Consider the following 26,404-nt stretch of genomic DNA (forward strand, 5'->3'; position numbering starts at 1 on the left):
TGGTGTCCGTAAAGTCCTGGTTTATGTACGGAGTGCAGCTCTACACCCTTCGCGACCAGCCATCCCTCTCCGACACCCTGCACCGCCTGGCCGCCCTCGGCTACACGGCGGTCGAACCCTACGACCTGCTCACCGACCCGGCCGCGCTGCGCGCGCTGCTGGAGGAGACCGGGCTGGCCGTGCGCTCGGCGCACGCGCCCCTGCTGGGCGAACGCCGCGAGGAGGTGGCCGCCGCCGCCAAGCTGATCGGGCTGGACACCCTGGTGATCCCGTTCATCTCGCCCGAGGAGTTCACCGGCGACGTGCGCGGCAGCGCCGCCCGGGTGAACGAGGCCGCCGCCTGGGCGGCCGGGCACGGGCTGCGGGTGGGCTACCACAACCACTTCTGGGAGATCCCCGCCTTCGAGGAGTTCTTGGCCGCCCTCGACCCCGAGGTGTTCCTGGAGATCGACGTCTACTGGGCGGCGGTCGGCGGCGCGCAAGTGCCCGAGCTGCTGCGCGAGTTGGGGGAGCGGGTGCGCTTCCTGCACGTCAAGGACGGTCCCGGCACGGTCGAGGAGCCCATGACCGCGGTCGGCGACGGCACGCTGCCCATCCCCGACATCCTCGCCGCCGCGCCGCACGCCATGCGCGTCGTCGAGCTCGACCGCTTCGACGGCGACATGTGGCAGCCCGTCGCCCGCTCGCTGGCCTACCTGCGGGAGGTGGAGGCTTGACCGGCGTCGCCGTGGTGGGCTGCGGCACGATCAGCCACGCCTACCTGCGCAACCTCACCGCCTTCCCGGACATCGAGGTGATCGGCTGCGCCGACCTCGACGTCGAGCGCGCGACCGAGGTCGCCGCGCAGTACGGCGTGCCGTACGCCGGGGAGCCGGCCGAGATCATCGCCCGCCCCGAGGTCTCCATCGTCGTCAACCTCACCGTCCCGGCCGCGCACGTCGAGGTCTCCCTGGCCGCGATCCGGGCCGGCAAGCACGTCTACGTGGAGAAGCCGCTGGCCCTCGACGCCGAGGCCGGGCGCGCGCTGCTGGCCGAGGCGGACGCGGCCGGGCTGCGGGTGGGCTGCGCGCCCGACACCTTCCTCGGCGCGGGCCTGCAGACCGCCCAGCGGGCCGTCGCCGACGGCCTGATCGGCACGCCCGGCTCGGCGATCACCCTGCTGCAGGGGCCCGGCCCGGAGTCCTGGCACCCCAGCCCGCAGTTCCTCTACCAGCGCGGGGCCGGGCCGCTGTTCGACATGGGGCCCTACTACCTCACCGCGCTCGCCGTGCTCTTCGGCCCGGTCACCCGGGTGGCCGCCAACGGCTCGCGCGCCCACACCCGGCGCACCATCGGCTCCGGGCCGCTGGCCGGGACCGGCTTCGACGTCGAGGTGCTGACCCACGTCAGCGCCCTGCTGGAGTTCGCCTCCGGGGCCACCGCCACCTCGGTCTTCAGCTTCGACTCGCCGCTGCCCCGGCACGGCTTCGTGGAGATCACCGGCACGGAGGCGACGCTGGCCGCGCCCGATCCCAACACCTTCACCGGTCCGGTACGGCTGCGCCGTACCGGGTCGGGCGACTGGGCCGAGCTGCCGGTCGGCGGGAGCACGGCGGGACGCGGCACCGGCGTGGCCGAGATGGCGCGGGCCATCGCGGCCGGCGTGCCGCACCGGGCCTCGGGCGAGCTGGCCCTGCACGTCCTGGACGTGATGACAGCCATCCTGCGTTCGGCGGAGAGCGCCGAGTTCGTGCCGGTGACCTCGGGCTTCGCCCCCGTGCCGCCGCTGCCGGACGGCTGGGACCCGGCAGTGGCCCTCCCGGGCGCCTGACGCTCAGCCGGCCAGGAACTCGTTGACCGCCTTCAGGTACGGCTCGCGCCGGTCGCGGTAGACGTGGTGCCCGGCTCCGGGCACCTCCACCCGGCGGGCCGAGGCGAAGCGGCCCAGCGGCGGCGCGGGGTCGCACGCGCCCCGGATCACGAGCGTCGGGACGGCGGGCTCGGCGCGCAGGAGCGGGGCCGGCCGCCGCGACAGGGCGGCCAGACCGCCGGCCCCGCGCGGCCGGTACGGCGAGGCCCCCGGGCAGGACAGGGCGGGCGCGACCAGCGCGTTGCGGGCGTCGAGGCGGGCGTCGAGCTCGGCGTCGGAGGCGAAGGCCCTGGCGGCGGCCGGATCGACCTGCGCGAGCGTGTCGATGGCCAGCGAGCGCGGATGCAGGAGGGAGAGGGCCAGGCGGCGGCTCTGCGTGGTGTCGAGCCCGGCGAAGCGCACCGCGGAGGCGGCCGGGGTGGGGGAGGACAGGACCAGCTTCGCCACCCGGTCCGGGAAGGCCGTGGCGTAGGCGGTGGCGACCTCCGCCCCGGCCGAGTGCCCGAGCACGATCATCCGCTCGGCCCCGATCGCCTGCCGTACCGCCTCCAGGTCGGCCACGTCGCGCGCGGCGGTGTAGCCCGACGGGTCGGCCAGCCGGGCCGAGCGGCCGGTGCCGAGCCGGTCGTAGAGGTAGACGGTCCGGTCGGCCAGCCCGGCGAAGACGGCGGCGTCGCCGCCGAGGTCGGGCACGCCCTGCACCACGACGACCGGCTCGGGACGGGCCTGGCCGCGCGGCGCCAGCCGTACGTAGGCCAGTTCGGAGCCGGTGGGCAGCGACCAGGTGGCCTGGCCGGGCACGGGACGCAACGCCCCCGGCAGCGGGGGAGGGGTGAGCACGGCCGCCGAGACCTGCCAGACGGCCAGCCCCGCCGTACCGAGCACGAGCGCGCCGCGCACCCAGCGCCAGAGCGGCCGGGCGGGGCGCGGCACGCACAACAGCAGCCCCAGCAGCAGGATCGCGCCGAAGACGGCCAGTCCGGCGAGGATGAAGACCGACGGATCGCCGGTGAAGGAGGTGGCGCCGGCGAGCATGAACAGGCCGAGGACCGGGGCGAGCGCCAGAACCGTCACTCCGGACACCCCGCGTATCACCCGTCTAGTGAGGGGCCGCACAAAACGAAGCTATCGCCTTTCTGATGAAATATCGGGACAGATAGCTCTATGGATCTTCACCCGGAGGAAACCCCCCATGCCTCTGTTCGATCTCCCGATCGAGAAGCTGCGCGAGTACCGGCCCGAGCGTGACGAGCCCGCCGACTTCGCCGAGTTCTGGTCCGCCACCCTGGCCGAGGCGGCTCAGCACGACACGGCGGCCGAGTTCACGCCCTACGACCTGCCGCTGGCCCTGGTGGAGATCTTCGACTTCTCCTTCGCCGGATGGGGCGGCGACCGGATCAGCGGCTGGTTCGTGGTGCCGCGCGGGGCGCAGGGGCCGCTGCCGTGCGTCGTGCAGTACATCGGCTACGGCGGCGGGCGCGGTTTCGCGCACGACCACACCTTCTGGCCGAGCGCCGGCTACGCCTACCTGATCATGGACACCCGGGGCCAGGGCGGCTCCAACTACGACCGGCCGGGCGCCACCGCCGACCCGTACGGCACCGGCAACTCGCACGCCCCCGGCATGATGACCCGCGGCATCCTCGACCCGCGCGAGTACTACTACCGCCGCGTCTACACCGACGCCGTGCGTGCGGTGGACGTGGCCAGGGCGCACCCGCTCGTCGACCCGGACCGGATCATCGTCACCGGCGTCAGCCAGGGCGGCGGCATCGCCCAGGCCGTGGCCGGGCTCCGCTCCGACGTGCGGGCGGCGATGGTGGACGTGCCCTACCTGACGCACTTCCGCCGCGCGGTCGAGATCACCGGGCGGGACCCCTACCAGGAGATCGTGCGCTTCCTGGCGACCAACCGCGACAGCGAGGAGCGGGTGTTCCGCACGCTGTCCTACTTCGACGGGGTCAACTTCGCCGCCCGGGCCCAGGCCGCGGCGCTGTACTCGGTCGCGCTGATGGACGACATCTGCCCGCCCTCGACGGTGTTCGCCGCCTACAACCACTGGGCCGGGGACAAGGAGATCGCCGTCTACCCGTGGAACAACCACGAGGGCGGCGGCGGGTTCCAGCGCCTGGAGCAGGTCCGCTTCCTGGCCAAGCTCTGACGGGTTCCGGAACGCCGGACGCCCTCGTGGAAGCTCCACGAGGGCGTCCGCGCGCCGGTCTATCTCTCGGTGACGGTGAACGCGACGCCGCCCTGCGGGTGCGCTCCGGCGTCCAGGGCCTTGTCGTCCAGCACCGCGGCGGCGGTCTCGTCCAGGTAGACGCGGGCGCCCTCGGCCTCGACCACCTCGTCGGCGGGCTCGGGGCCGGCGGCGACCGACAGCACCAGCGTGGCGGCGTCCGGCCCGTCGGCGGAGATGCGGATGCCGTTGCGACCGGGCTCCGGAGCGCCGGCGGTGATGTCGCGGATCGCCTGGGCGGCGCCGGGTGTCAGGGTGAGCACGACGGCTCCTCCTCACTTGTCGGGTTCTCGACCCGGCTGGCCCTGCCCTCGATCGAGCCCGCTAACCCGAAGGTGGGGAAGGGTCCACTGGGCGGGCTCCTGCTCGCCCAGTGGGCCCCGGTCCGTGCGGGGGACGGGGTGGCTGCCCGCGGTCAGGCCGCGGTGGGGACGGGCGGGCCCTCGCTGGCCTGGACCAGGACGAACCCGTGGCCCTGGAAGGCGAGCTGCATGGCCTCGCCGCTGCCGCGCCCGATGAGCGCCCCGGCCTTGAAGGTCCGGTTGACGCCCACGTTCAGCCCGGCGCTCCAGCAGACGGCCGACTGCCCGTCGGCGAAGGTGGGGGCCTGGCCGGCGTCGAGCATGACCGGGGTGCCGTGCGCGGTGACGGCCACCCAGCCGGTGCCGTTGATCGTGGTGTTGAACAGGCCGCCGGCCGCCACGCCCGCGCCCTGGACCCGGTTGATGTCCCAGCCGAGCTGCGGTTCGAAGGCGAGCAGGTTGCGGCCGTTGACGGTGAGTCCCTCGTTCTCCAGGTAGAACAGGTGGATGTCGTCGGCGTTCTGGGCCAGGTAGAGCTGGCCCTGGCCGCGCACCCGCATGAGCGGCAGGCCCTCCCCGGTCATGACCTTCTTGAAGAGCTTGCCCATGCCGCCGGAGCCTTCGTAGTCGAAGCTCATCTGGCCCTGGAAGGCGACCATCGACCCCTGCCGGGCCAGGACTTCCGGCAGGGTGACCCGGAGCATCTTGGTGTTCTGCAGGGCGAAGCCGGGCGGCGCGTGCTGCGCGTCGAGGTTGCCGAAGAAGGAACTACGCATACCAGGCCAACGTCATCCGAGGTCTCCTCGTTCCCGCATGGTGATATGTCATAGTTTATCCCTTTATGTCGAGATGGCTCGGCGGCGGGCCTCGCCGTACCGGCCCCTGCTCACCCGTCGGCCCCGGAAGGCGTGGAAGAGTAACGACAGCCCGCCTGTTGGGTAGGGCGCTGAAGGGAACATCTGGAGGAAACCGTGGCCGATATCACGCACAGCCCCGAATGGGCGGCACTGGGCAAGCATTACGAGGAGATGTCCGGAAAGACGTTGCGCGAGTTGTTCGACGCCGACCCCGAGCGGGCCGCACGGCTGAGCGTGGTCGCGGGCGAGCTCTTCCTCGACTACTCCAAGCAGCGTGTCACCGCCGAGACGATGCGGCTCCTGCTGTCCCTGGCCGAGCGGGCCGGCCTGCGCGAGCGCATCGAGGCCATGTTCACCGGCGAGCACATCAACGTCAGCGAGGACCGCGCCGTGCTGCACACCGCGCTGCGGCTGCCGCGCGAGGCCGAGCTGACCGTGGACGGCCAGGACGTGACCGGTGACGTGCACGCCGTGCTGGACAAGATGACCGGCTTCGCCCAGCGGGTGCGCGGGCAGGAGTGGCTGGGCCAGACCGGCCGGCCGATCGAGACCGTGGTCAACATCGGCATCGGCGGGTCCGACCTCGGACCGGCCATGGCCTACGAAGCGTTGCGCGACTACGTGGACGCCGGCATCACCGCCCGGTTCGTCTCGAACGTGGACCCGGCCGACATCCTGGGCGCGCTGCGCGACCTGGACCCGGCCTCGACGCTCTTCGTGATCAGCTCGAAGACCTTCACCACGCTGGAGACGCTGACCAACGCGCGCGTCGCCCGCGACTGGCTGGTCGCCGCCCTCGGGGAGGAGGCGGTGGCCAAGCACTTCGTGGCGGTCTCGACGAACGCGGAGAAGGTGGCCGAGTTCGGCATCGACACCGCCAACATGTTCGGCTTCTGGGACTGGGTCGGCGGGCGCTACTCCTACGACGGCGCGATCGGCCTGTCGCTGATGATCACCGTGGGCCCGGCGCGCTTCCGCGAGATGCTGGCCGGCTTCCACGCCATGGACCAGCACTTCCGCACCACGCCGTTCGCCGAGAACATGCCGGTGATCATGGGGCTGCTGGGCATCTGGTACGCCGACTTCTTCGGCTCGGAGACCAGGGCCGTCCTGCCCTACAGCCAGCGGCTGCACCGCTTCCCCGCCTACCTGCAGCAGCTCACCATGGAGTCCAACGGCAAGTCGGTGCGCGCCGACGGCACCCCGGTCGGCGTCGAGACCGGCGAGATCTTCTGGGGCGAGCCGGGCACCAACGGCCAGCACGCCTTCTACCAGCTCCTGCACCAGGGCACCCGGCTGGTGCCGGCCGACTTCATCGGCTTCGCCCAGCCGTTCGAGGACCGCGAGGGCATGCACGACATCCTGACCGCCAACCTGCTCGCGCAGACCACCGCGCTGGCCTTCGGCAAGACCGCCGAGGAGATCGCCGCCGAGGGCACCCCGGCCGAGATCGTGCCGCACAAGGTGATGCCGGGCAACCGTCCCACCTCGACCATCCTGGCCCCCAAGCTCACCCCGGGCACGCTGGGCCAGCTCGTGGCGCTGTACGAGCACATCGTCTTCGTCGAGGGCACCGTGTGGGGCGTCGACTCCTTCGACCAGTGGGGCGTCGAGCTGGGCAAGAAGATGGCGCTCGCGCTGGAGCCCGCGCTCACCGCCGAGCAGCCCGCGACCGACTACCCCGACGCCTCGACCGCGCAGCTCGTCAAGCGCTACCGGGAACTGCGGGGCCGCGCGGTCTGACCCGGTCCGGCGGGAAATCATGGGGGAACAACCGCTTCGCGAAAGGACCCCCATGCCCGTCGTAGCAGTCGAAGGCCGTCCCCGCACCTGGGCCGCGCACACCCCCTCCTCCACCTACGTCCTGTCGGCGGAGGAGGACGGGCGCGTCGTGCAGTGGTACTGGGGGCCGCGCCTGCCCGCCGCCGCCGTGGCCGAGGTGGCCGGGGACCGGGTGAGCGGGCGCTTCGCCTCCGGCTTCCGGCCCGATGACGACCTGGTCGAGCTGCTGCCCGTGGACGGCGGGCGGCGCTGGGGCGTGCCCAGCCTCCAGGCCGTCTACGAGGGCGGCGTGCGCTCGGTCGAGCTGACCTTCGACTCCGCCGAGTTCACCGCCGGCCGGCTCGACCTGGTCCTGCTCGACCCGGAGTACGGCTTGCGCGTGGTGTTGCACCTGCGGGTGCACGACGACAGCGACGTCATCGAGCGGTGGGTCACCGCCACCGCCACGACGGGTCCGGTCCGGCTGCTGCGCCTCGACTCCGGCTCCTGGCCCGTCCCGGAGCGCGCCGACCCGGTCTACCTGGGCGTCGCCGGCGACTGGGCGCTGGAGACCCAGCCGCACCGCGGGCCGTTGCCGGTGGGCGAGACCACCTTCACCAGCCGCACCGGCACCACCTCCCACACCGCCAACCCGTGGATCATGATCGGTGACGCGGGCGAGGAGCACGGCCGGGTGTACGGCGTGGCCCTGGCGTGGAGCGGCTCCTGGCGGCTGACCGCGCAACGCCGCGCCGAGGGCGAGGTCGCGATCACCGCCGGGTTCGGCCACGACGGCCTCGCCTGGGACCTGGCCCCCGGCGAGTCCCTGGAGACGCCGCCCGCGCTCGGTCTGGTGACCGACGGCGGGTACGGCGCCGCGGGCCGGGCCTGGCACGACTACGCGCGACGGCACGTGCTGCCGCACCCGCGGGAGGTCCGCCCGGTGCTGTACAACTCCTGGGAGGCCACCTGGTTCGACGTCACCGAGGACGGCCAGCTCGGCCTCGCCCGCCGGGCCGCCGAGCTCGGCGTCGAGCTGTTCGTGGTGGACGACGGCTGGTTCGGGGGGCGCGTGGACGACCGGCGCGGCCTGGGCGACTGGTGGCCCAACCCCGAGCGCTTCCCCGACGGCATGCGCCGCCTGTTCGACGAGGTGCGCAAGCTCGGCATGCGGGCCGGGCTCTGGGTCGAGCCCGAGATGGTCAACCCCGACAGCGACCTGTACCGCGCCCACCCCGACTGGGTGCTGCACTGGCCGGGCCGCCGCCGCGACACCGCGCGCAACCAGCTCGTGCTCAACTACGCCCGGCCCGAGGTGCGGGAGTGGGCGCTCGGCTGGCTCGACCGGCTGGCGGGGGACTACCGGCTCGACTACTTCAAGTGGGACATGAACCGCAGCTTCACCCAGGCGGGGCCGGACGACCTGCTGTGGATCGGGCACACCCGGGGCGTCTACGCGATCATGGACGAGCTGCGGGCCCGGCACCGGGGGCTGCGCATCGAGTCGTGCTCCGGGGGCGGGGGGCGGATCGACTTCGGGATGCTGCGCCGTACCGACGTGGTGTGGACCTCGGACAACACCGACGCGCTCGAGCGGCAGCGCATCCAGCAGGGGTACTCCCACCTCTACCCGGCGGGCGCGATGTCCTGCTGGGTGACCGACAGCCCGAACCCGATCACCGGGCGGCGGGTGCCGCTGCGCTACCGCTTCCACGTCGCCATGGCCGGGGCGCTCGGCGTCGGCGGCAACCTGGGGGAGTGGACCGCCGGGGAGCTGGCCGAGGCGGCGGCGCACATCGCGGCCTACAAGGAGATCCGGCCGGTCGTGCAGCAGGGGCGGCTGTACCGGCTGGGCGGGCGGCCCGGGGGCGAGCGTTCGGCCGTGCAGTACGTGCACGAGGACCGGGTGGTCGTGCTGGCCTACAACCCGTTCACGGATCGCCGCCAGGCGCCCTGGCGGCTCCGGCTCGCCGGGCTGGAGCCGGAGGCGCGCTACCGCGACGGGGACGGGCGGGTCTGGCACGGGACCACGCTGATGGAGCACGGGCTGGCCGTGCCCTCGTGGTGGAGCAGCGGCGACGACTACCGCAGCGACCTGGTCGTGCTCACCCGCGAGCCCTAGCCTGGCCTTCGGGCCTCCAGGCCGTCGAGCATGAGCTCCAGGTAGCGGCCGGGGTCGGGCACCTCGGGGTGGCAGGTGAAGACCTTCAGCAGGGTCATGATCTCGGTGCTCCCGGCGTCCGGCCGCAGCCTGCCCTCGGCGTGCGCGCGGGCCACCAGGCGCGCCACGGCCCGGCCGTACTCCTCGCGCATGCGCACGAACTCCGGCCGGGCCGCCAGCGCCTCCTCCGGCACCTCGGCCAGGGCTCCGGCCAGCGCTCCGCGGCCCGGATCGGCCACCCACGCCACGAACGCGCGCAGCGCCGCCCACGCGTCCGGCTCGCGCTCGGCCCGGGCCAGGCGCTCGGTCACGTGCCGGACGTAGTGCTCGCCCACCGCGGCCAGCAGCTCGCCGCGGTCGGGGAAGCGCCGGTAGAGCGTGCCGACGCCGACCCCGGCGCGGCGGGCGATCAGCGCCATCGGGGCCTGGTCGCCGTGCTCGGCCAGGACCTCGGCGGCGGCTTCGACGATCTTGCCCAGGTTCTTCTGCGCGTCCGCGCGCATCGGCGGCTCCCGGCGTAAGTGGACGATCCTGTTCCGGTTAGTGTAGCGTCCAGCTAACCGGAATTTGATCGTCCGCTTAAGGGGTTGGGCATGATCTTCGTGACGGGTGCCACGGGCACGATCGGGCGCGCGCTGCTGGCCGAGCTGGGGTCGGAGGCCGTTGGGGTGGTCCGCCAAGCTGGCCGGGCCTCCGCTTCGGTGGTGGCCGATTTCGACCGGCCCGAGAGCTTCGCGGGGCTGTTCTCGCCCGGCGACCGGCTCTTCCTCAACAGCTCGCTGTGGCCGGGCTTCGTCGCCGGGCACCAGGCGGTCATCGACCTCGCCGCCGAGGCCGGCGTGGCGCAGATCGTCACGGTGTCGGTCCGGGGCGCGGCCCCCGGCCAGCCGCTCGGCGGCGGCCTGCACGGACTCGTCGACCAGCACCTGCGGGCCTCCGGAGTGCCGTGGGCGATCCTGCAGCCGACCGGGTTCATGCAGAACTTCGCGGCCGACCTCGACGGCGACGGCGTCTTCCACGGCTCGTACGGCGAGGCGCGGATGAACTACATCGACGCCCGCGACATCGCCTCCTGCGCCCGGGCCCTGCTCACCCGGCCGGTCGGAGCCTCCGGCGACCACGTGCTGACCGGGCCGGAGAGCCGGACCCACGCCGAGTTCGCGGCCGTCCTGAGCGCCGCCACCGGGCGGCCGATCCGCTACGCCGACCTGCCCGTGCCCGAGATGGGCGCCAGACTGGCCGCGCGGGGCCTGCCGTACGTGCTGGCGGAGTACATGGCCTCCTTCGCCGACGACCGCTGGGCCCCGCTCGCCGGCACGGTCAAGGACCTCACCGGCCGCGAGCCCCGCACCCTGGCCGCCTACGCCGAGGAATTCCTCACACCCGTGCCATGACCGCTGGGTTAACTGGCCGACCGGCACGGGTGGATGTCACATTGGTGGCATGAACATCATGGAGCTTCTCGACCAGACCACGGACGCGGCCACCGTCGGCCGCGTCTTCGGTCAACCCGTCACCCACGACGACGTCACGATCATTCCGGTCGCCAGGGTCGCCCAGGCGGGAGGCGGAGGCACCGGCAAGGGGTCGATCGACGAACCCGGCGGCGGTGGCGGCTACGCGGTCGCCGCCAAACCGGCCGGCGTCTACGTCATCAAGGACGGCGAGGTGCACTGGAAGCCGGCGGTCGACGTCAACCGCATCGTCGTGGGCGGCCAGCTCGTGGGGGTGGTTCTGCTGCTCACCATCCGCGCCATCTTCCGCAAGCGCCGCCGCTAGCCCCAGACCACGGGCAGCTCCTAGGGGCCTGCGATCCACCTGTGGATCGCAGGCCCTCCCTTGTTCTCAGGACCCTTGTTTTCCGGGGCCCTGCCCCTACGCGCCCTCCGCCAGTACGGCCTGCCCCTTGGGGGCCTCTCTCATGGCGACCTGCTCGGTGGCCGCCGGCTCCTCCGGCAAGAGCGCCCGGCAGTCGGCGATCGCCCCCGCCAGCAACTCCCGCAAGATCGTGTCCGGATCGCTCACACAAGCCTGCGCGATCCCCACGACAGCCAGCTGCACCGCGTTCGGCGCCGCATACCGCCGGAACCCCCGCTCGGTGATCCGGGCCGACCGGCTGAACTTCCGCGCCTGCCGAGCCGCCACGGGCACCTGCTCCATCGCCCGCGCACTCTGCTCGCTCAGCCCGGCCGCCCGCCCGTCCAGCCGAGCCAGGATCTCCTCGCAGGCCAGCACCGAGACCGCCAGCGCGAGCTGCCGTTCCGCCGCCGCCACCGGCAGCGCGGTGGTCGCGCACCTCAGCGCGATCGTCGCGTCGATCCGCAGATCGTCCCCGGTCAGCCCGATGATCGAGGGAACCAGCCGGACCAGCTCACCGCGCCGGGCGTCGGTGGTGTTGTCGTTGACCAGCCTGGCCAGCGCGGCCAGGAGCGGATGGGTGCAGGCCGGGTGGTCGCTCCACCGCTCTCCGGCCAGGTAGGAGGCCAGCTCCATGAAGCAGGCGCCACGCTTGGGGTTGCGGTGCCTGCCCTTGGAGAGGACCGGCATGGGGTCGAGGTGAATGTCCACGGGTGCTCCACTGCTCCGTGCGATCCCTTTCCTCCCAGTTTGCGGCTTGTACGGCACGCACACCAGAGGCCGGGGCCCGGACGGTCCGGGGCTTGGCGCCTTTCCCCTTCCCTCAAGGCCAAGCGGTTATCCACAGGACACCCATCCGCCCTTGCCGCCCCCGCGTTTCGTGCTACCTTTCCCAGGCGTTTGCCGGGGCCGAGCTCGCATGGGGGCCGTAGTGAGATGGGCTTTTGTACTGCTGGTGCTCTTCGTCGCCTGGACCGCGACCCCAGCCACCGCCACCACCCTCGCGGCCCCCGCAGCTAGAACCAGCCCTAACGGCCTTCAGGCCGCCGGGGCCGTCCCGCGCGTGGCCCTGATCGGCGTGCCCGGCCTCCACTGGACCGACCTCGACGCCACCGCCACCCCCAACCTGTGGCGCCTGGCCGGCGAGAGCGGCTTCGGCTCCCTCTCCGTCAAGGCCGTCGGCACCACCACCTGCCCCTACGACGCCTGGCTGACCGTCTCGGCCGGCCGTCGCGCCGCCTCGGGCGGCTGGTGCGGCCTGCCTCCCGAGCCCACCCGCTCGGGCGACTCCGCCTCCGTACCGGGCTTCGCCACCCTGCTCCAGTCCGGCGAGGGCGTCCACGCCGGCACCCTCGGCGACGCCCTCCACCAGGCCGGCCACTGCACCACCGCCGTAGGCCGGGGCGCCGCCCTGGCCCTGGCCGACAAGTCCGGCAGGGTCGACCACTACGCCGACTCGCCCGCCGCCCTCACCGACTGGTCCAAGTGCCAGGTCACCGCGATCGACGTCGACGAGCTGATCGCCCCGTACCTTCCCGCCGGCGTCCTCACCAAGGAAGCCGAGCTGCTGGCCCCTGCCGCCCGCCAGGCCGCCGTCCGCGCCGCCGACGCCGAGGTCGGCGCGGCCCTCGCCAAGCTCCCGCCGGACACCCGCATCCTCCTGGCCGGCCTGGGCGACCACGGTGGCGTCCCCCACCTGCGGGTCGCCCTACTCAAGGCTCCGGGCGCCAAGGGCACCTACCTCGGCACCACCTCGACCCGCCGCCCCGACATCGTGATCATCCCGGACATCACCGCCAGCCTCCTGACCGCTCTGGGCGCGCCCATCCCGCCCCAGGTCGTCGGCGTCCCCTGGCCCGCCGGCTCCACCACCCTCGCCCCACCCCCCGGCACCCCCCTCAGGTCGCAGCCGAACCCCACGCCAGCCGCCTCCGCCCCCGCAGGGGACGGCACGGCGCCGACCGGGACAACCACTGGCCTGCCTTCCACGGGCGAACCCGCCGGGAGTGCACCGGCTGGGAGCGCACCGGCTGGGAGCGCGCCGGCTGGAGGCTCGGGCGAAACGGCTGGAGGCTCGGGTCAAACGGCTGCGGGTGCGACGGTTGCGGGCGAGGACGCGACCGGCGGGTTGGTGACCGTCGCGGAGGCCAAGGACCACCTGGCCCGCGCCGACCTGACCGGCACCACGGTCCGGGGCCTGACCGGCCACTTCTTCACCGGCTTCGCCGTCCTCCAGGTCGCCTTCTACCTCATCACCTTCCTCCTCCTCTCCAAGCGCCGCCGCGCCACCGGCATCGCGACCGCGGGCCTGGGCCTGGCCTCGATCCCCGTCTCCACGTACCTGGTCAACCTCCTGCCGTGGGCCCACGCCGGCCAGCCCGGCGTGGCCCTGATCGGCGGCGTGGTCGCCATCGCCGCGGTGATCCTCCTGGCGGCCATGTCCGGCCCCTGGCGCCGCCACCCCCTCGGCCCGCCCGCCGTGGTGGCCGGCGTCACCGGCGCGGTACTGCTGGCCGACCTGCTCACCGGCACGACGATGCAGTTCAACAGCCTCATGGGCTACACCGCGGTGGTCGGCGGCCGCTACTACGGCCTGGCGAACATCCCGTTCGCCCTCCTGGCCACCGCCGTCCTGATGGTCACCGCGGTCGCCGCCGACGGCCTCGTCCGGACCGGCCGCAAACGCGTGGCCGTCGCCCTGGTCACCGCGCTGGGCGTCATCGCCATGCTCCTGGCCGGCTGGCCCGGCGTCGGCAGCGACTTCGGCGGCGTCATCGCCTTCGTCCCCGGCATCGCCGTCACCGCGCTCCTGGTCGCCGGCAAGCGGGTCTCGGTGATCAGGCTCGGCCTCTTCTGCATCCTCGGCGGCGTCACCGTCAGTGCGATCGCCGTCCTCGACCACCTGCGCCCGCCCGCCTCCCAGACGCACCTCGGCCGCTTCGTCGGCCAGGTCATCGACGGCACCTTCTGGCCCCTCATCGGCCGCAAGCTCGGCGCCATGCTGCACACGCTGCTCTCGCCGAACCTCATGCCGATCGTCATCGCCGGCCTGGCCTTCTTGATCTTCGCCGTCATGCGCCCCGGCAAGGTCAGCGCCGGAGCCGTCCCCGAGGCCTTCACCCGTGCCCCCATGCTGCGTGCCGGCCTCATCGGTGCCCTCGTCAGTGGGGGCGTCGGGATGCTCGTCAACGACTCCGGCACCGCCGTCCTGTCGATGGCCGTCGCGCTTGCCGTACCCCTGGTCCTTTACGCCGGGGTTCGCAGCATGTCGACCTCCTCCGGCGCGGTTCTGGAGGAGCCCAGCGGCGCCGAACTGACCGCTTCGGCCGCCCTCCTCACCCCTGACGCCCCGACCCCGACCGGCGGCGGATCGGTCCCCTCACCCTGACCACACCGGACCCCGCAGGACCAGCCGTCTGGCGGCTCTTGGACCGTAGGCCAGCCACCTAGCGGGGTCTTCGACTGTGGCCCCGCCCCGACACCTGACCGCCCGGGCACTTGCCTGTCCCGCCGCCCCTCCTTTGGGGGAGTGGGCGGCCGGGTCTGGTGGAGGGGTGGCGGGCCTGGGGGTTGGTGGGGTGCGGGTGAGGCGGCCGCGGGCGGGCGACGGGCAAGGCGGCGGCGGCCAGAACAGGGAGTGGCGGTGATCGGGCGCGGCGCCGAGGGATGGGGCGGCTGGGGGACGGGTGGCGCGGCGACAGGCGCGGGTGCGAGAACGGGGATGGGACGGACGCCAGAACGGAATCAGATGGACGCCGGAAACGTGGACGGGGATGAAATTTTCTTTTAGTCCACCCGTAGGTCTTGAAACTTGTAACCACGGCAAGATTGAGTTCGGTCGTGCAGACCCTCAACATCGCACTAGCCGCGACCCTTCTCCTGGGTCAACCCCCCCTTGAGGACGGCCCGCCGGCCTCCTCCTATGAAGCGCCGTCCACCCTGCTGGCCGCTCCGGTCACGCAGCGGCTGGAGACGGCGAGCCGGACCCGGCCCGTGGCGCCGGGCGTGACGCTGACCTCGTTCGACCGATACGACGCCGCGGGATGGCTCCGCGCGGACGCGCTGTCGGCGGATCTGGGGAAGGCGAGCGCGGGCTACCTGTTCTCGGGCGAGGTCTCCAAGACCGAGCCGCTGTCCGGTCCGGCGGGCCGGGCCAAGGCGGTCGCCGCGGTCAACGGCGACTTCTTCGACATCAACCAGTCCGGCGCCGCCCAGGGCATCGGGGTGAAGGACGGCGAGCTCGTCCAGTCACCGGTCCAGGGCTGGGACAAGGCCGTGGCGATCAGCCCGGAGGGCGTCGGCAGTGTGATCACTGCGGCGTTCGAGGGGAGCGCGGCGGTGGCGGGCGGGGCGACGATCCCGCTGACGCAGTTCAACCAGCGCATCCAGTCCGGCGGCGTGGGTGTGTTCACGCCGCTGTGGGGCTCGTACGCGCGCACGCGCACCGTGGAGGGCGCGGCGAAGGTGACCGAGGTGGAGCTGCGCGACGGCGCGGTGACCGCGGTACGGCAGGCGGCCGGGAGCGGTCCGGTCGTCGCGGGGACCACGATCCTGCTCGGGCGGGAGGCCGGGGCGGACGCGCTGGCCGGGCTGAAGGTCGGCGACCGGATTGAGGTGAAATATCAGCCTAAGCCGGGTGGTATCCGGACTGCGGTCGGCGGCAGCCACGTCCTGGTGAAGGACGGGGCGGTCCAGCCGATCACCGACCCGGCGGCGCACCCCCGCACCGCCGTGGGCTTCTCGGCCGACGGCCGCACGATGCACCTGCTGACCGTGGACGGCCGGCAGGCCGACAGCCGCGGCGTGACGCTGAGCGAGCTGGCCCAGATGATGGTCGAGCTGGGCGCGCACAACGCGCTCAACCTCGACGGCGGCGGCTCCTCGACGCTGCTGGCGCGCGAGCCCGGCGCGGCGTCGGTGCAGGTGGAGAACAGCCCGTCGGACGGCGGCGAGCGGCACGTGCCCAACGGGCTGGCGCTGTACGCGCCCGAGGGCAGCGGCAAGCTGAAGGGCTTCTGGCTGGAGACCGCGAGCGACCCGGACAAGGCGCCCGGTGTCGGGCCGGTCGCCGGTGGGCGGCCGGAGCGGGTGTTCCCCGGCCTGACCCGGAAGCTCACCGCGGCGGGGTTCGACGAGACCTACGGCCCGGCGGCCGGAGAGCCGAAGTGGCGGGCCAACCCCGCGGTGCACGGCCTGGTCGGCCGGGACGGCGTCTTCCGGGCACTGGTGCCCGGCCAGACCAAGGTGACGGCGTGGCGCGGGGAGGCGAAGGGCGAGATCGACCTGACGGTGCTGCAGCCGCTGGCCCGGCTCGGCGCGACCACCGACCGCCTCAGCCTCACCGTCCCCGCCGCCGCTGCCTCCACAGCCTCCCAGGCGGCGGCAGTTCCTCAGACGTCGGCCACTCCCCAGACGCCGGCCGGCCCGGAGACCTCGGCGGACCCCGGCCAGCAGCCGTCCGTTACCCCGGACCAAACCGCGCAGGACGGCACCGCGAAGCCCGCGGCCGACGGGCAGAGCGCCGATGTGGCTCAGGCGGCGGCGAGCGGGCGGTTCGGAGTGGTGGGGTACGACCGGAACGGCAACTCCGCCCCCATCGAGCCCGCCGACGTGCAGCTCGACTACGACAAGACGCTGTTCGAGGTGACCCCCGCCGAGCACGGCGCGTTCGCGGTGACCGCGAAGCAGCCGACCGGCGCCGGCCTGATCACCGCGAAGGTGGGCCGGGCGAGCGTGGCGGTCCCGGTGACGGTCGGTTCGGTGGAGGCCAAGGTGGCCGACTTCGAGAACGCCGCCTCCTGGACGTTCGCCGCCGCCCGGGCGACCGGCTCGTTGTCGGCGGCCCCCGGCCAGAGCGGCACCGCGCTGAAGCTGGCCTACGACTTCACCCAGTCGACCGCGACGCGCGCCGCCTACGCCAGCCCGCCGCAGCAGATCGTGGTGGACGGCCAGCCGCAGGGCTTCGGCCTGTGGATCCACGGCAACGGCAAGGGCGAGTGGCCGAGCCTGGAGTTCTACGACGCGCTGGGCCAGTCGCAGATCCTGCGCGGCCCGTACGTGACGTGGACCGGCTGGAAGTTCGTGGAGTTCACCGTCCCGCCGGGCGTGAACTACCCGATGCGGCTCCGCCGCTTCTACGTCGCCGAGACGCGCCCCGACGCCAAGTACGCGAGCGAGATCCTGATCGACGGCCTGGTCGCCAAGGTGCCGCCGCCCGTGGAGATCCCCGCCGCGCCGAAGGTGGCCGACCCGGTGATCCGGCCGGAGGTGGCCAAGGCCGAGTGGCGCTTCGCCGTCATGTCGGACGCCCAGTTCGTCGCCCGCCAGCCGGACAGCGACATCGTCAAGAACGCCCGCCGTACCCTGCAGGAGATCAAGGCCGCGCGCCCCGACTTCCTGCTGATCAACGGCGACCTGGTGGACGAGGCCTCGCCGGAGGACTTCGCGCTGGCCAAGCGGATCCTGGACGAGGAGCTGAAGGGAGAGCTGCCCTACCACTACATCCCGGGCAACCACGAGGTCATGGGCGGCAAGATCGACAACTTCCGCGCCGTGTTCGGGGCGACGTCGAAGTCGTTCGACCACAAGGGCACCCGGTTCGTCACCCTCGACACCTCGCGGCTGAACCTGCGCGGCGGCGGCTTCGACCAGGTCGCGGCGCTGCGCGAGCGGCTCGACGAGGCGGCGAAGAACCCGCGGGTCGGCTCGGTCGTGGTGCTGTTCCACGTGCCGCCGCGCGACCCCACGGCGGGCAAGGGCAGCCAGCTCGGCGACCGGAAGGAGGCCGCGCTGGTCGAGGGCTGGCTGGCCGACTTCCAGCGCACCACCGGCAAGGGCGCGGCCTTCATCGGCGCGCACGTCGGCACCTTCCACGCCTCCCGGGTGGACGCCGTGCCGTACCTGATCAACGGCAACTCGGGCAAGAACCCGGCGACGGCCGCCGACGACGGCGGCTTCACCGGCTGGTCGCTGTGGGGCGTGGACCCGGTCAGTGAGCAGGAGGCTGCGCACGTGCGGCGCAACTGGTTCGTGGACGCGCCCACCTGGATCGGCGCGCAGGTGCGCCCGCACGTCGACGAGCTGACGCTGACCGCGCCGGCCTCGGTGACGGTGGGCACGCCCGGCAAGGTGAGCGCGTCGCTGGTCCAGGGCACGCGCACCGTCCCGGTCGCCTACCCGGTCTCGGCGCAGTGGGCGGGCTCCCCGGCGCTGCACATCGGCACGCGAGCCGGCCTCAAGCCGTGGCACACCGCCTGGCTCGACCCGGCGACCGGCGCGCTCACGGCGCTGCGCGAGGGCCAGGTGATCGTCTCGGTGACCGTCAACGGCGTGACCCGCGAGGCCACCGTGGCCCTGGCCGCCAAGGCCGCCGCCTGACCTGACCAGCCTGCCCTGGTGGCCCGTCTCCGCCCGCGGAGGCGGGCCACCAGGCTTTGGCGCAGGTACGGCAAGCCGCCACAAGACCCGGCCAGGATCGGCCAAGGGCGCCCGGATAACGATTGGCGCACGTCGGCGGGTCCCCCGCGAGGGTGACGCGCATCCTCGCCCGATGGATCAACAATAATCTACCTATGTCATTAGCGTCTGACCTCCGACCGGATGATCCACAGCGAATCGGGGCATATGAGCTGCGCGGTCGCCTGGGCCAGGGTGGTCAAGGCGTCGTCTATCTCGGTGAGGCCCCCGACGGCGAACTCGTCGCGCTGAAGTGGCTGCATCCCCATCTCACCGATGACGCGGTCGCCGCCGAGCGGTTCGCCCGCGAGGTCTCGGTGGCCCAGCGGGTGGCCCCGTTCTGCACGGCCAAGGTGGTCGCCACCGGCGTGCACAACGACCGGCCGTACATCGCCAGCGAGTTCGTGGAGGGCCGCTCGCTCGCCCAGGTGGTGCGCGAGGAGGGCCCGCGCAGCGGCTCGGCCCTGCAGCGGCTGGCCATCGGCACCGCGACCGCGCTGGCCGCGATCCACCAGGCCGGCATCGTGCACCGCGACTTCAGCCCGGCCAACGTGCTGCTGGCCTCCGACGGCCCGCGCGTGATCGACTTCGGCATCGCCAGGGCGCTGGAGGGCGGCCCGACGATCACCTCGACGCCGATGGGCACGCCGGCGTTCATGGCGCCGGAGCAGATCATGGGCTCGCAGGTGACCCCGGCGGCGGACATGTTCTCCTGGGCGAGCACGATCGCGTTCGCCTCGGCGGGCACCGCGCCGTTCTACGCCGAGTCGGTGCCCGCGGTGATCAACCGGGTGCTGAACGCGCAGCCGGACCTGTCGACCATCGACGGGGACCTGCGCGACCTGGTGGCGGCCTGCCTGTCCAAGGACCCGGCACACCGGCCCACCGCCCAGCAGGTGATCATGCGCTTGCTGCACAACCCCGGGGCGTCGCTGCCCGAGGGGGCGGCGGCCGGCGGCATGGCCGTGCCTGGCGTGCAGGCGCAGAGCTGGGCCACCCCGGCGGGGCCCGGCGGGCCGTTCCAGCCGTCGGGGCCGGTCCCGCCGCCCGGAGCGCACCAGCCGAGCGGCCCCTACGCCCCCCACCAGCAGAACGGCCCCCACCAGCCGGGCGGGCCGATGCAGCCGAGCGGCCCCCACCACCCCGGCGGCCCCTACCAGCAGCCGCACCACCTCCAGCCCCACCAACCGCAGCCGCACCAACCGCAGCCGAGCGGCCCGCACCAGCAGGTGCCGCCGCCCGGCCAGCCGTACCCCGGAGGTCCGCAGTACCCGAACGGCCCGCACGGGTCCACCCCGCCGTACGAGCACGGCCAGCCGTCCTTCGCGAGCGGCCAGCAGGGCTTCCCGGGCCACCAGCAGTTCCAGAGCGGCCCGGTGCCGCAGCCGCAGTACCCCGGCCAGCAGCCCTGGTCGCAGCAGCAACAGCAGCACACCGTGCCCGCGCAGCCGAAGAAGAAGACCGGCCTGCTGCTCGCCGCGGTCGCGGCGGTCCTGGCGCTGCTCGCGACCGTGGTCGTGATCGTGGTGGTCAACACCGGCGGCAAGACCGGGACGACCCCGGTGGCGGGCGAGACCAACCAGCCGCCCACCCCGGACAAGACGCCCGAGAAGTCCCCGGAGCAGACGCCGGCCACCTCCCCGCCGCCGTCCCCCACCGCCACGCCGATCGCCACCGAGGGGCTGAAGAGCACCACCCTGCCGGACGCCAAGGCCCGGCTCATCAGCCACGACAGCGACCCGATCACCCTGCTCGGCTTCTCCTACAAGAAGACCAAGGACGCCGACTGGGTCGACTACGCCAAGAATGGCACCGGCTACCGCGGCTACCCGAACTACCTGGCCGCCCGCGTGTCGCCGGACGGCGCCTACACCGCGCTGCGCACCAAGAACTACACCGGCGACAAGTACGACACCATCCAGGTGGTGAACAAGGCGACCGGCAAGACCACGCAGGTCAAGACGGTGAAGCAGCCGATGGAGGCCTACATCGAGACCTGGTCGCACGACAGCACCAGGATCCTGCTCAACGTCGGCAAGCACGTCAGCGGCGACTGGCAGTCCAGCGGCTTCGGCATCATCGACGTCCGCGACCTCGACGCCACCTTCCGCGCGCGCCTGATCAAGGGCGTGGACAAGGAGACCAACTTCGGCTTCGACCACCGCCAGCAGGGCGTCATCGGCCTCACCAACACCAAGGCCAAGCAGAAGGTGGTCTTCTACAGCGCCACCGGCCAGCAGGCCAAGGCCGTGCCGAACGTCGGCGAGGGCGAGGCCGAGACGCTCTTCTCGCCGTCGGGGGCCAAGTTCGTCACCGACTGCCCGGACGCCTCCAACAACGACCACTGCGTCTACGACACCGCCAGCGGCCAGGAGCACAAACGCTTCGCCTCGCCCTGCACCTTCCAGACCGGCTGGTTCGACGAGGAGCACCTGACCTGCTGGACCGACACCGACTTCCGGGTGATCGACTTCGAGGGCAACCTGGTGCGCAAGCTGGCGACCTTCCCCAAAGCCGTGGGGGAGCGGCTCATCCTGTACTACGGCCCGCGCGTCCCGGCGTGAGCATGGGGCTGCGGCACCAACGAGCCCGTCCGCGTTCGTGCCGCAGCCCGAAGATCCCGGCCCGGAACCGTCCTACGGTTCCGGCATGCGCCGCCTCACCCTGGACGACCTCTACCGTCTCGCGACGCCGTCCGATCCCCGGATCGACCCCGCGGGCACGGCTGTCGCCTACACCCTGACCACTTCCGACCGGGACGGCGACGCCACCGTCGCCGAGATCTGGCTGGCCGCGCCCGGGGCCGAGCCCCGGCGCCTGGCCACCGGCAGCGCCCCGCGCTGGTCGCCCGACGGCTCCACCCTGGCCTTCCTCAAGCCGGTCGACGGCACCCCGCAGCTCCACCTGCTGCCCATGTCCGGCGGCGAGCCGCGGGTGCTCACCGAGGCCAAGCTCGGCGCGGGCGCGGCCGTCTGGTCGCCGGACGGCGCCTTCATCGCCTACAGCGGCCCGGCCGGCGAGCTCGACCCGAACGCGCCCGTCGTCGCCGACCGGCTCGACCACAAGGCCGACGGCGCCGGCCTGCTGCGCGGGCTGACCTCGCAGGTGTTCGTGGTCGAGGTGGCCTCCGGGGAGAGCCGCCGGCTCACCTCGGGCGCCTTCCACGCCGGCGAGCCCTCCTGGTCGCCGGCGGGCGACCACCTGGTCTTCGCCGCCGACATCGAGAAGGCGGCCGACCCGGCGCCCGGGCGGCCCGGCACCGACGGCGACCTGAGCGTGCGCGGCGCGATCCACCGCGTCGGCCTCGACGGCGGCGAGCCCGAGCGGCTCACCGGCCCCGAGCTCATCGCCACGGCCGCGTGGTACCTCGGCGAGCGCCTGATCGTCGCGGGCTTCCGTGAGCACCCGTCCGGGCACACCCGCCTGTTCGAGCTCACCGGCGGCGAGACCGTCGAGATCGAGACCGGCCTGGACCGCAACGTCATGACCGGCGCCCCCGGCTACCCCGGCGCGACGCCGGCGCTGCTCGGCGAGGACCTGCTGTTCTGCGTGCGCGACCGCGGCTACACCCACCTCGTCCGGCTGCCCGCGGGCTCGGCGAGCGCCGAGCCGCTGGAGGCCGGTGGCCAGGTGGTCGCCGGGGTCAGCGTCGCCGCCGGCCGCGTCGCCCACGTGGCGGCCACGCCGTACAGCCAGGGGGAGGTCTTCCTCGACGGCGAGCAGCTCACCGCCTACGCTCCGGCGGACGTGGCGCTGTTCGAGGCGACCGCGCGCCGCTTCACCGCGCCGGACGGCACCGAGGTCGAGGGCTTCGTGCTGCGCGACCCCGAGCTGAGCGGGCCCGGCCCGCTCCTGCTCGACATCCACGGCGGCCCGCACAACGCCTGGGCCCCCGTCTTCGACGGGGTCCACCTCTACCACCAGGTGCTCGCCGCCGCCGGCTGGACCGTGCTCACCCTCAACCCGCGCGCCAGCGACGGGTACGGCGAAGCCTTCTACACCGCCGCGCTGGGCGCCTGGGGCCTGGCCGACACCGGCGACTTCCTCAGCCCCCTCGACGAGCTCGTCGCCGAGGGCGTGGCCGACCCCGACCGGCTGGCGGTGACCGGCTACAGCTACGGCGGCTACATGAGCTGCTGGCTGAGCACCCAGACCGACCGCTTCCGCGCCGTCATCCCCGGCGGCTGCGTCAGCGACCTGACCAGCATGAGCGGCACCTCCGACGCTGGCCTCCTGCTCAAGCGGCACGAACTGCGCGAGGAGCTGGTCAAGACCTCGCCGCTCACCTACGTCTCCCGGGTGCGCACGCCGACGCTGATCCTGCACGGCCAGAACGACGACCGCTGCCCGGTCGGCCAGGCCGAGCAGTGGTTCGCCGCGCTGCGTGAGCGGGAGGTGCCGGTCCGGCTGGTTCGCTATCCGGGCGGCTCCCACCTGTTCATCCTGAACGGACGCCCGTCCCACCGCTTTGACTACAACGAGAGGATCGTGCAGTGGCTGCAGCAATGGGTCATCGACTCGCAGAGCTGATCGAGCAGTACGAGGTCCCGGGCGCCGCCCTGGCCTACTGGCACCGCGGCGAGCTGCACGAGTTCGCCGCCGGGGTGCTCAACCGTGACACCGGGGTCGAGGTGACGACCGACTCGCTCTTCCAGATCGGCTCGGTCACCAAGGTCTGGACCGCGACCCAGCTCATGATCCTGGCCGAGCAGGGCCGGCTCACCCTGGACACCCCGGTGATCGAGCTGCTGCCGGAGTTCAAGGTGGCCGACCCCGAGGTGACCCGGCAAGTGACCGTACGGCACCTGCTGAGCCACACCTCCGGCATCGACGGCGACCTGTTCCTCGACACCGGCCGCGGCGACGACTGCGTGGAGCGCTACCTGGAGGCCTGCGCCACCCTGGCGCAGAACCACCCGCTCGGCGCCACCCAGTCCTACTGCAACTCCGGCTTCATCATCGCCGGCCGCATCGTCGAGCGGCTCACCGGCCAGGTCTGGGACCAGGCGCTGCGCGAGCAGATCCTGGACCCGCTCGGCCTGACCCACACCTGGACGCTGCCGGAGGACGTCATCCGCTTCCGCGCCGCCACCGGGCACGTGGAGGGCGGCGCCACCACGCCGGTGTGGGGCCTGATGCGCTCGTGCGGCCCGGCCGGCCTGATCAACGCCCGTCCGGCGGACGTGGTCGCCTTCGGCCGCGCCCACCTGGAGGGCAGGCTGCTCAAGGACCCGGCGGTGATGTGGGAGCCGCAGGTGGCCATCCCCGACCCGCACGCGCTGGGCAGCCACTGGGGCGTCGGCTGGATCCTCGACGAGTGGAGCGGCCACAAGGTCGTCTCGCACGGCGGCAACACCATCGGCCAGCACGCCATGCTGTGGGTGGTGCCCGACACCGGCACCGTCGTCGCGGTCTCCGCCAACGGCGGGCACAGCGGCGCCTTCACCCACGCGGTGGCGACCGAGCTGTTCGCCGAGCTCGACGGCCTGGTCGTGCGGCCGAGGCTGGCCCCGCCCGCCGAGCCGGTGCGGATCGACCCGGCCCGCTACACCGGCGTCTACGAGCGGGTCGGCGCCCGCATCACCATCACCGACGGCGGCGGCGAGCTGACGCTGCGCATGGAGGCGACCGGCGCGCTGGCCGCCCTCCAGGAGCCGCAGGAGCTCGCGCTCGTCCCGGTCGACGACGTCACCTTCGTGGCCCGCCGCCCCGGCGACCCGGACTGGCTGTCGGCCGTCTTCTACGAGCTGCCCGACGGCTCGCCGTACCTGCACCTCGGTGTGCGCGCCACCCCCAAGAAGGAGTCAGCGTGAGCCTGCAGCTCCGCCTCAACGAGGCCCTGGACAAGCACGGCACCCCCGGCGCGGGCATCGCGGTCTGGTCCGGCGGCAAGCTGACCGAGGCCGCCGCGGGCGTGCTCAACCGCCGCACCGGCGTGCTGGCCACTCCCGACAGCGTCTTCCAGGTCGGCTCCACCACCAAGGTCTGGACCGCCGCCCTGGTCCTGCAACTGGTCGAGGACGGCCTGGTCGACCTGGACGAGCCGGTGCGCGCCTACCTGCCGGACTTCCCGGTCGAGGGCCCGATCACCGTGCGGCACCTGCTGTCGCACAGCGGCGGCTTCGACGGCGACCTGTTCGAGGACACCGGCCGCGGCGACGACTGCCTCGAGAAGTTCGTGGCCTTCCTCAAGGACGCCGGGCAGGTGCACGAGCCGGGCGAGCTGTTCTCCTACTGCAACGCCGGCTACGTCGTGCTCGGCGCGCTGGTGGCCAGGCTGCGCGGCACCACCTGGGAGCAGGCGTTGCGCGACCGCCTGCTGACCCCGCTGGGCGCCACGCAGTCCGCGCTGTTCGGCGAGGAGGCCGTGCTCTTCCGCGCCTCGGCCGGGCACATCGGCCCGGGGCAGGAGGTCTACCCGCGCTGGCAGATGCCGCGCTCCAACGCGCCGGCCGGCTCGACCATGTGCCTGGCGCCGCGCGAGCTGGTGCGCTTCGGCCGGATGTTCCTGGCCGGCGGCCTGGCCGAGGACGGCACCCGCGTGCTGTCGGAGGCGTCGGTCGCGGCGATGCGCGAGGTCCAGATCGCCGTGCCGGGCGTCTCCGGCCTGCTGGCCGACCGCTGGGGCCTCGGGTTCGAGCTGTTCTCCTGGGGCGCCTTCGGCCACGACGGCGGCACCCCCGGACAGAGCACCTTCTGGCGGGTGGTTCCGGGCAGCGACTTCGTGATCGCGATGAGCGCCAACGGCGAGGGCTTCCTGGGCCTGCTGGCCGACCTCGCGCTGCCGATCATCCGCGAGGAGACCGGCCTGGACGTGCCCGACTTCCCGGTCCCCGGCGAGCCGGGCGCGGACTTCGACCCGGCCGTCTACACCGGCCGCTACGCCGGCCCGCAGCTCGCCTACGAGGTCGCCGGCGCCGACGGCGGGCTGCGGCTCACCCTGCTGCCCGGCGAGTTCATGGCCGGCATGGGCGCCACCGAGACCACCAAGCACTACGTGCACCACTCCGGCGACTCCTTCATCTCGGCCGAGGCGGAGGACGGGCAGCACGACACCGTCACCTTCGTGGTGCGGGACGGCCGCGCCGCCTACCTGCACAACGGGAGGGCGCTGCCCCGTGTATGAGATCTTCGTCCACGCGCGGGACGTCGACGGCGTCGCCGAGGTGGGCCAGGGCGCCGACGACCCGGTCGTGCTGGCCTCGGTCTTCAAGATCCCGATCGTGCTGGAGTACGCCCGCCAGGCGGCGCTCGGCCAGATCGAGCGCACCGAGCGGCTGACCGTGGGCGAGCGGGACAAGGACGGCGGCATCGGCACCTCCGGCTGCGCCGACGACGTCTCGCTCACCCTGCGCGACCTGGCCCACTTCATGATGACCATGAGCGACAACGCCGCCACCGACGTGCTCCTGCGCCGCGTCGGCTGCGACAACGTCAACGCCACGCTCAAGGAGCTGGGCCTGACCCGCACGCACCTCATCGGGGGCTGCGCCGAGCTGTTCGCGCAGATCGAGCACCCCCTGGAGGAGCTGACCGACGAGATCATCCGCGACCTGCCGGTCCGTGACCCCCTGCGGACCACGGCCAGTACGCCGCGGGAGATCACCGAGCTGCTGGCGCGCATCTGGCGGGACGAGGCCGGCCCGCCCGAGGCGTGCGCCGAGGTGCGCCAGATCATGGGCCGCCAGATCTGGCCGCACCGCCTGGCCGCGGGCTTCCCGGACGAGGTCAAGGTGTCCGGCAAGACCGGCACGCTCTGGGGCGTGCGCAACGAGGCCGGCGTCGTGGAGTACCCCGACGGCAGGCGCTACGCCGTCGCGGTCTTCCTCCGCTCGCCGCGCTTCGGGCTGCGCGATCCGGAGGCCGACGCCGCCATCGGCCGGGCCGGCCGCGACGCCGTGGACCGGTTGCGTGTACTTTGAC

19 protein-coding genes are annotated in these 26,404 nt (G+C 73.1%); 14 read left to right on the forward strand and 5 right to left on the reverse strand.

Features of this window, described 5'->3' with window-relative positions; translation table 11 throughout:
- Window positions 1-23: 23 nt before the first annotated feature.
- Together ACIBG7_RS11895 and ACIBG7_RS11900 are read left to right on the forward strand one after the other, a co-directional pair.
- Window positions 24-716: a sugar phosphate isomerase/epimerase gene (locus tag ACIBG7_RS11895; RefSeq protein WP_357929605.1), complete on the forward strand. Its 693-nt coding sequence runs from the start codon at window positions 24-26 to the stop codon at window positions 714-716.
- On the forward strand, window positions 713-1,810 hold the full coding sequence (locus ACIBG7_RS11900) for a Gfo/Idh/MocA family protein (RefSeq protein ID WP_397336054.1): 1,098 nt from the start codon (window positions 713-715) through the stop codon (window positions 1,808-1,810). Before ACIBG7_RS11895 ends, ACIBG7_RS11900 begins: the two co-directional genes overlap by 4 nt.
- 3 nt (window positions 1,811-1,813) lie before the next feature.
- Here ACIBG7_RS11900 and ACIBG7_RS11905 read toward each other — a convergent pair whose 3' ends face one another.
- Window positions 1,814-2,923, reverse strand: a complete 1,110-nt coding sequence (locus ACIBG7_RS11905; RefSeq protein WP_397336055.1) for an alpha/beta fold hydrolase — start codon at window positions 2,921-2,923, stop codon at window positions 1,814-1,816.
- A 118-nt stretch (window positions 2,924-3,041) separates the two neighbouring features.
- Here ACIBG7_RS11905 and ACIBG7_RS11910 point away from each other — a divergent pair, with 118 nt between their 5' ends.
- Window positions 3,042-4,010 carry an acetylxylan esterase gene (locus ACIBG7_RS11910; protein WP_397336056.1) on the forward strand — a complete coding sequence of 323 codons (969 nt, stop codon included), beginning with the start codon at window positions 3,042-3,044 and terminating at the stop codon, window positions 4,008-4,010.
- 59 nt (window positions 4,011-4,069) lie between these two features.
- On the opposite strand, the gene ACIBG7_RS11915 is transcribed toward ACIBG7_RS11910, so the two are convergent.
- Window positions 4,070-4,351 carry a Fe-S cluster assembly protein HesB gene (locus tag ACIBG7_RS11915; RefSeq protein WP_357929596.1) on the reverse strand — a complete coding sequence of 94 codons (282 nt, stop codon included), beginning with the start codon at window positions 4,349-4,351 and terminating at the stop codon, window positions 4,070-4,072.
- Window positions 4,352-4,503: 152 nt separating this feature from the next.
- Window positions 4,504-5,166 (reverse strand): AIM24 family protein, encoded by a 663-nt coding sequence (locus tag ACIBG7_RS11920; protein ID WP_397336057.1) that lies wholly within the window; start codon window positions 5,164-5,166, stop codon window positions 4,504-4,506.
- A gap of 195 nt (window positions 5,167-5,361) precedes the next feature.
- Between ACIBG7_RS11920 and pgi the strand changes: the two genes are divergently transcribed.
- Together pgi and ACIBG7_RS11930 are read left to right on the forward strand one after the other, a co-directional pair.
- Window positions 5,362-6,990: a glucose-6-phosphate isomerase gene (pgi, locus tag ACIBG7_RS11925; RefSeq protein WP_397336058.1), complete on the forward strand. Its 1,629-nt coding sequence runs from the start codon at window positions 5,362-5,364 to the stop codon at window positions 6,988-6,990.
- A 52-nt stretch (window positions 6,991-7,042) separates the two neighbouring features.
- The gene (locus ACIBG7_RS11930) at window positions 7,043-9,130 is read left to right on the forward strand and encodes an alpha-galactosidase (protein WP_397336059.1); all 2,088 of its coding nucleotides are present in this window, start codon (window positions 7,043-7,045) and stop codon (window positions 9,128-9,130) included.
- On the opposite strand, the gene ACIBG7_RS11935 is transcribed toward ACIBG7_RS11930, so the two are convergent.
- Window positions 9,127-9,672 carry a TetR/AcrR family transcriptional regulator gene (locus ACIBG7_RS11935; RefSeq protein WP_397336060.1) on the reverse strand — a complete coding sequence of 182 codons (546 nt, stop codon included), beginning with the start codon at window positions 9,670-9,672 and terminating at the stop codon, window positions 9,127-9,129. The genes ACIBG7_RS11930 and ACIBG7_RS11935 overlap by 4 nt on opposite strands.
- 90 nt (window positions 9,673-9,762) lie before the next feature.
- On the opposite strand from ACIBG7_RS11935, the gene ACIBG7_RS11940 reads away from it, so the two are divergent.
- Complete coding sequence (locus tag ACIBG7_RS11940) at window positions 9,763-10,563, forward strand: NAD(P)H-binding protein (RefSeq protein WP_397336061.1); 801 nt, start codon at window positions 9,763-9,765, stop codon at window positions 10,561-10,563.
- A 49-nt stretch (window positions 10,564-10,612) separates the two neighbouring features.
- Window positions 10,613-10,948, forward strand: a complete 336-nt coding sequence (locus tag ACIBG7_RS11945) for a spore germination protein GerW family protein (protein ID WP_357929578.1) — start codon at window positions 10,613-10,615, stop codon at window positions 10,946-10,948.
- Window positions 10,949-11,044: 96 nt separating this feature from the next.
- On the opposite strand, the gene ACIBG7_RS11950 is transcribed toward ACIBG7_RS11945, so the two are convergent.
- Entirely contained in the window at window positions 11,045-11,737 is a 693-nt protein-coding gene (locus ACIBG7_RS11950; protein ID WP_357929576.1) for a hypothetical protein, read from the reverse strand.
- 220 nt (window positions 11,738-11,957) lie between these two features.
- On the opposite strand from ACIBG7_RS11950, the gene ACIBG7_RS11955 reads away from it, so the two are divergent.
- The 7 genes from ACIBG7_RS11955 (at window position 11,958) to ACIBG7_RS11985 (ending at window position 26,403) form a co-directional block, all read left to right on the forward strand.
- Entirely contained in the window at window positions 11,958-14,414 is a 2,457-nt protein-coding gene (locus ACIBG7_RS11955; protein WP_397336062.1) for a hypothetical protein, read from the forward strand.
- A 452-nt stretch (window positions 14,415-14,866) separates the two neighbouring features.
- A complete protein-coding gene (locus tag ACIBG7_RS11960; protein WP_397336063.1) occupies window positions 14,867-18,403 on the forward strand; it encodes a phosphodiester glycosidase family protein in 3,537 nt (1,178 codons plus the stop codon).
- 194 nt (window positions 18,404-18,597) lie between these two features.
- Window positions 18,598-21,045 carry a protein kinase gene (locus tag ACIBG7_RS11965; RefSeq protein WP_397336064.1) on the forward strand — a complete coding sequence of 816 codons (2,448 nt, stop codon included), beginning with the start codon at window positions 18,598-18,600 and terminating at the stop codon, window positions 21,043-21,045.
- A gap of 85 nt (window positions 21,046-21,130) precedes the next feature.
- Window positions 21,131-23,011, forward strand: a complete 1,881-nt coding sequence (locus tag ACIBG7_RS11970) for a S9 family peptidase (protein ID WP_397336065.1) — start codon at window positions 21,131-21,133, stop codon at window positions 23,009-23,011.
- Entirely contained in the window at window positions 22,987-24,294 is a 1,308-nt protein-coding gene (locus ACIBG7_RS11975) for a serine hydrolase domain-containing protein (protein ID WP_397336066.1), read from the forward strand. The genes ACIBG7_RS11970 and ACIBG7_RS11975 overlap by 25 nt, the downstream gene beginning before the upstream one ends.
- The gene (locus ACIBG7_RS11980) at window positions 24,291-25,607 is read left to right on the forward strand and encodes a serine hydrolase domain-containing protein (RefSeq protein ID WP_397336067.1); all 1,317 of its coding nucleotides are present in this window, start codon (window positions 24,291-24,293) and stop codon (window positions 25,605-25,607) included. The genes ACIBG7_RS11975 and ACIBG7_RS11980 overlap by 4 nt, the downstream gene beginning before the upstream one ends.
- Entirely contained in the window at window positions 25,600-26,403 is an 804-nt protein-coding gene (locus ACIBG7_RS11985) for a serine hydrolase (RefSeq protein ID WP_357929560.1), read from the forward strand. Before ACIBG7_RS11980 ends, ACIBG7_RS11985 begins: the two co-directional genes overlap by 8 nt.
- Window position 26,404: the final 1 nt, after the last annotated feature.

The sequence above is a fragment of the Nonomuraea sp. NPDC050328 genome (assembly GCF_044459405.1).
GTDB lineage: Bacteria > Actinomycetota > Actinomycetes > Streptosporangiales > Streptosporangiaceae > Nonomuraea.

Coding starts and splice junctions, on each gene's coding strand:
- ACIBG7_RS11930 (WP_397336059.1), top strand. CDS start 7,043: ATGCCCGTCGTAGCAGTCGAAGGCCGTCCCCGCACCTGGGCCGCGCAC.
- ACIBG7_RS11965 (WP_397336064.1), top strand. CDS start 18,598: ATGTCATTAGCGTCTGACCTCCGACCGGATGATCCACAGCGAATCGGG.
- ACIBG7_RS11970 (WP_397336065.1), top strand. CDS start 21,131: ATGCGCCGCCTCACCCTGGACGACCTCTACCGTCTCGCGACGCCGTCC.
- ACIBG7_RS11975 (WP_397336066.1), top strand. CDS start 22,987: ATGGGTCATCGACTCGCAGAGCTGATCGAGCAGTACGAGGTCCCGGGC.
- ACIBG7_RS11895 (WP_357929605.1), top strand. CDS start 24: ATGTACGGAGTGCAGCTCTACACCCTTCGCGACCAGCCATCCCTCTCC.
- ACIBG7_RS11910 (WP_397336056.1), top strand. CDS start 3,042: ATGCCTCTGTTCGATCTCCCGATCGAGAAGCTGCGCGAGTACCGGCCC.
- ACIBG7_RS11920 (WP_397336057.1), bottom strand. CDS start 5,166: ATGCGTAGTTCCTTCTTCGGCAACCTCGACGCGCAGCACGCGCCGCCC.
- ACIBG7_RS11935 (WP_397336060.1), bottom strand. CDS start 9,672: ATGCGCGCGGACGCGCAGAAGAACCTGGGCAAGATCGTCGAAGCCGCC.
- ACIBG7_RS11945 (WP_357929578.1), top strand. CDS start 10,613: ATGAACATCATGGAGCTTCTCGACCAGACCACGGACGCGGCCACCGTC.
- ACIBG7_RS11940 (WP_397336061.1), top strand. CDS start 9,763: ATGATCTTCGTGACGGGTGCCACGGGCACGATCGGGCGCGCGCTGCTG.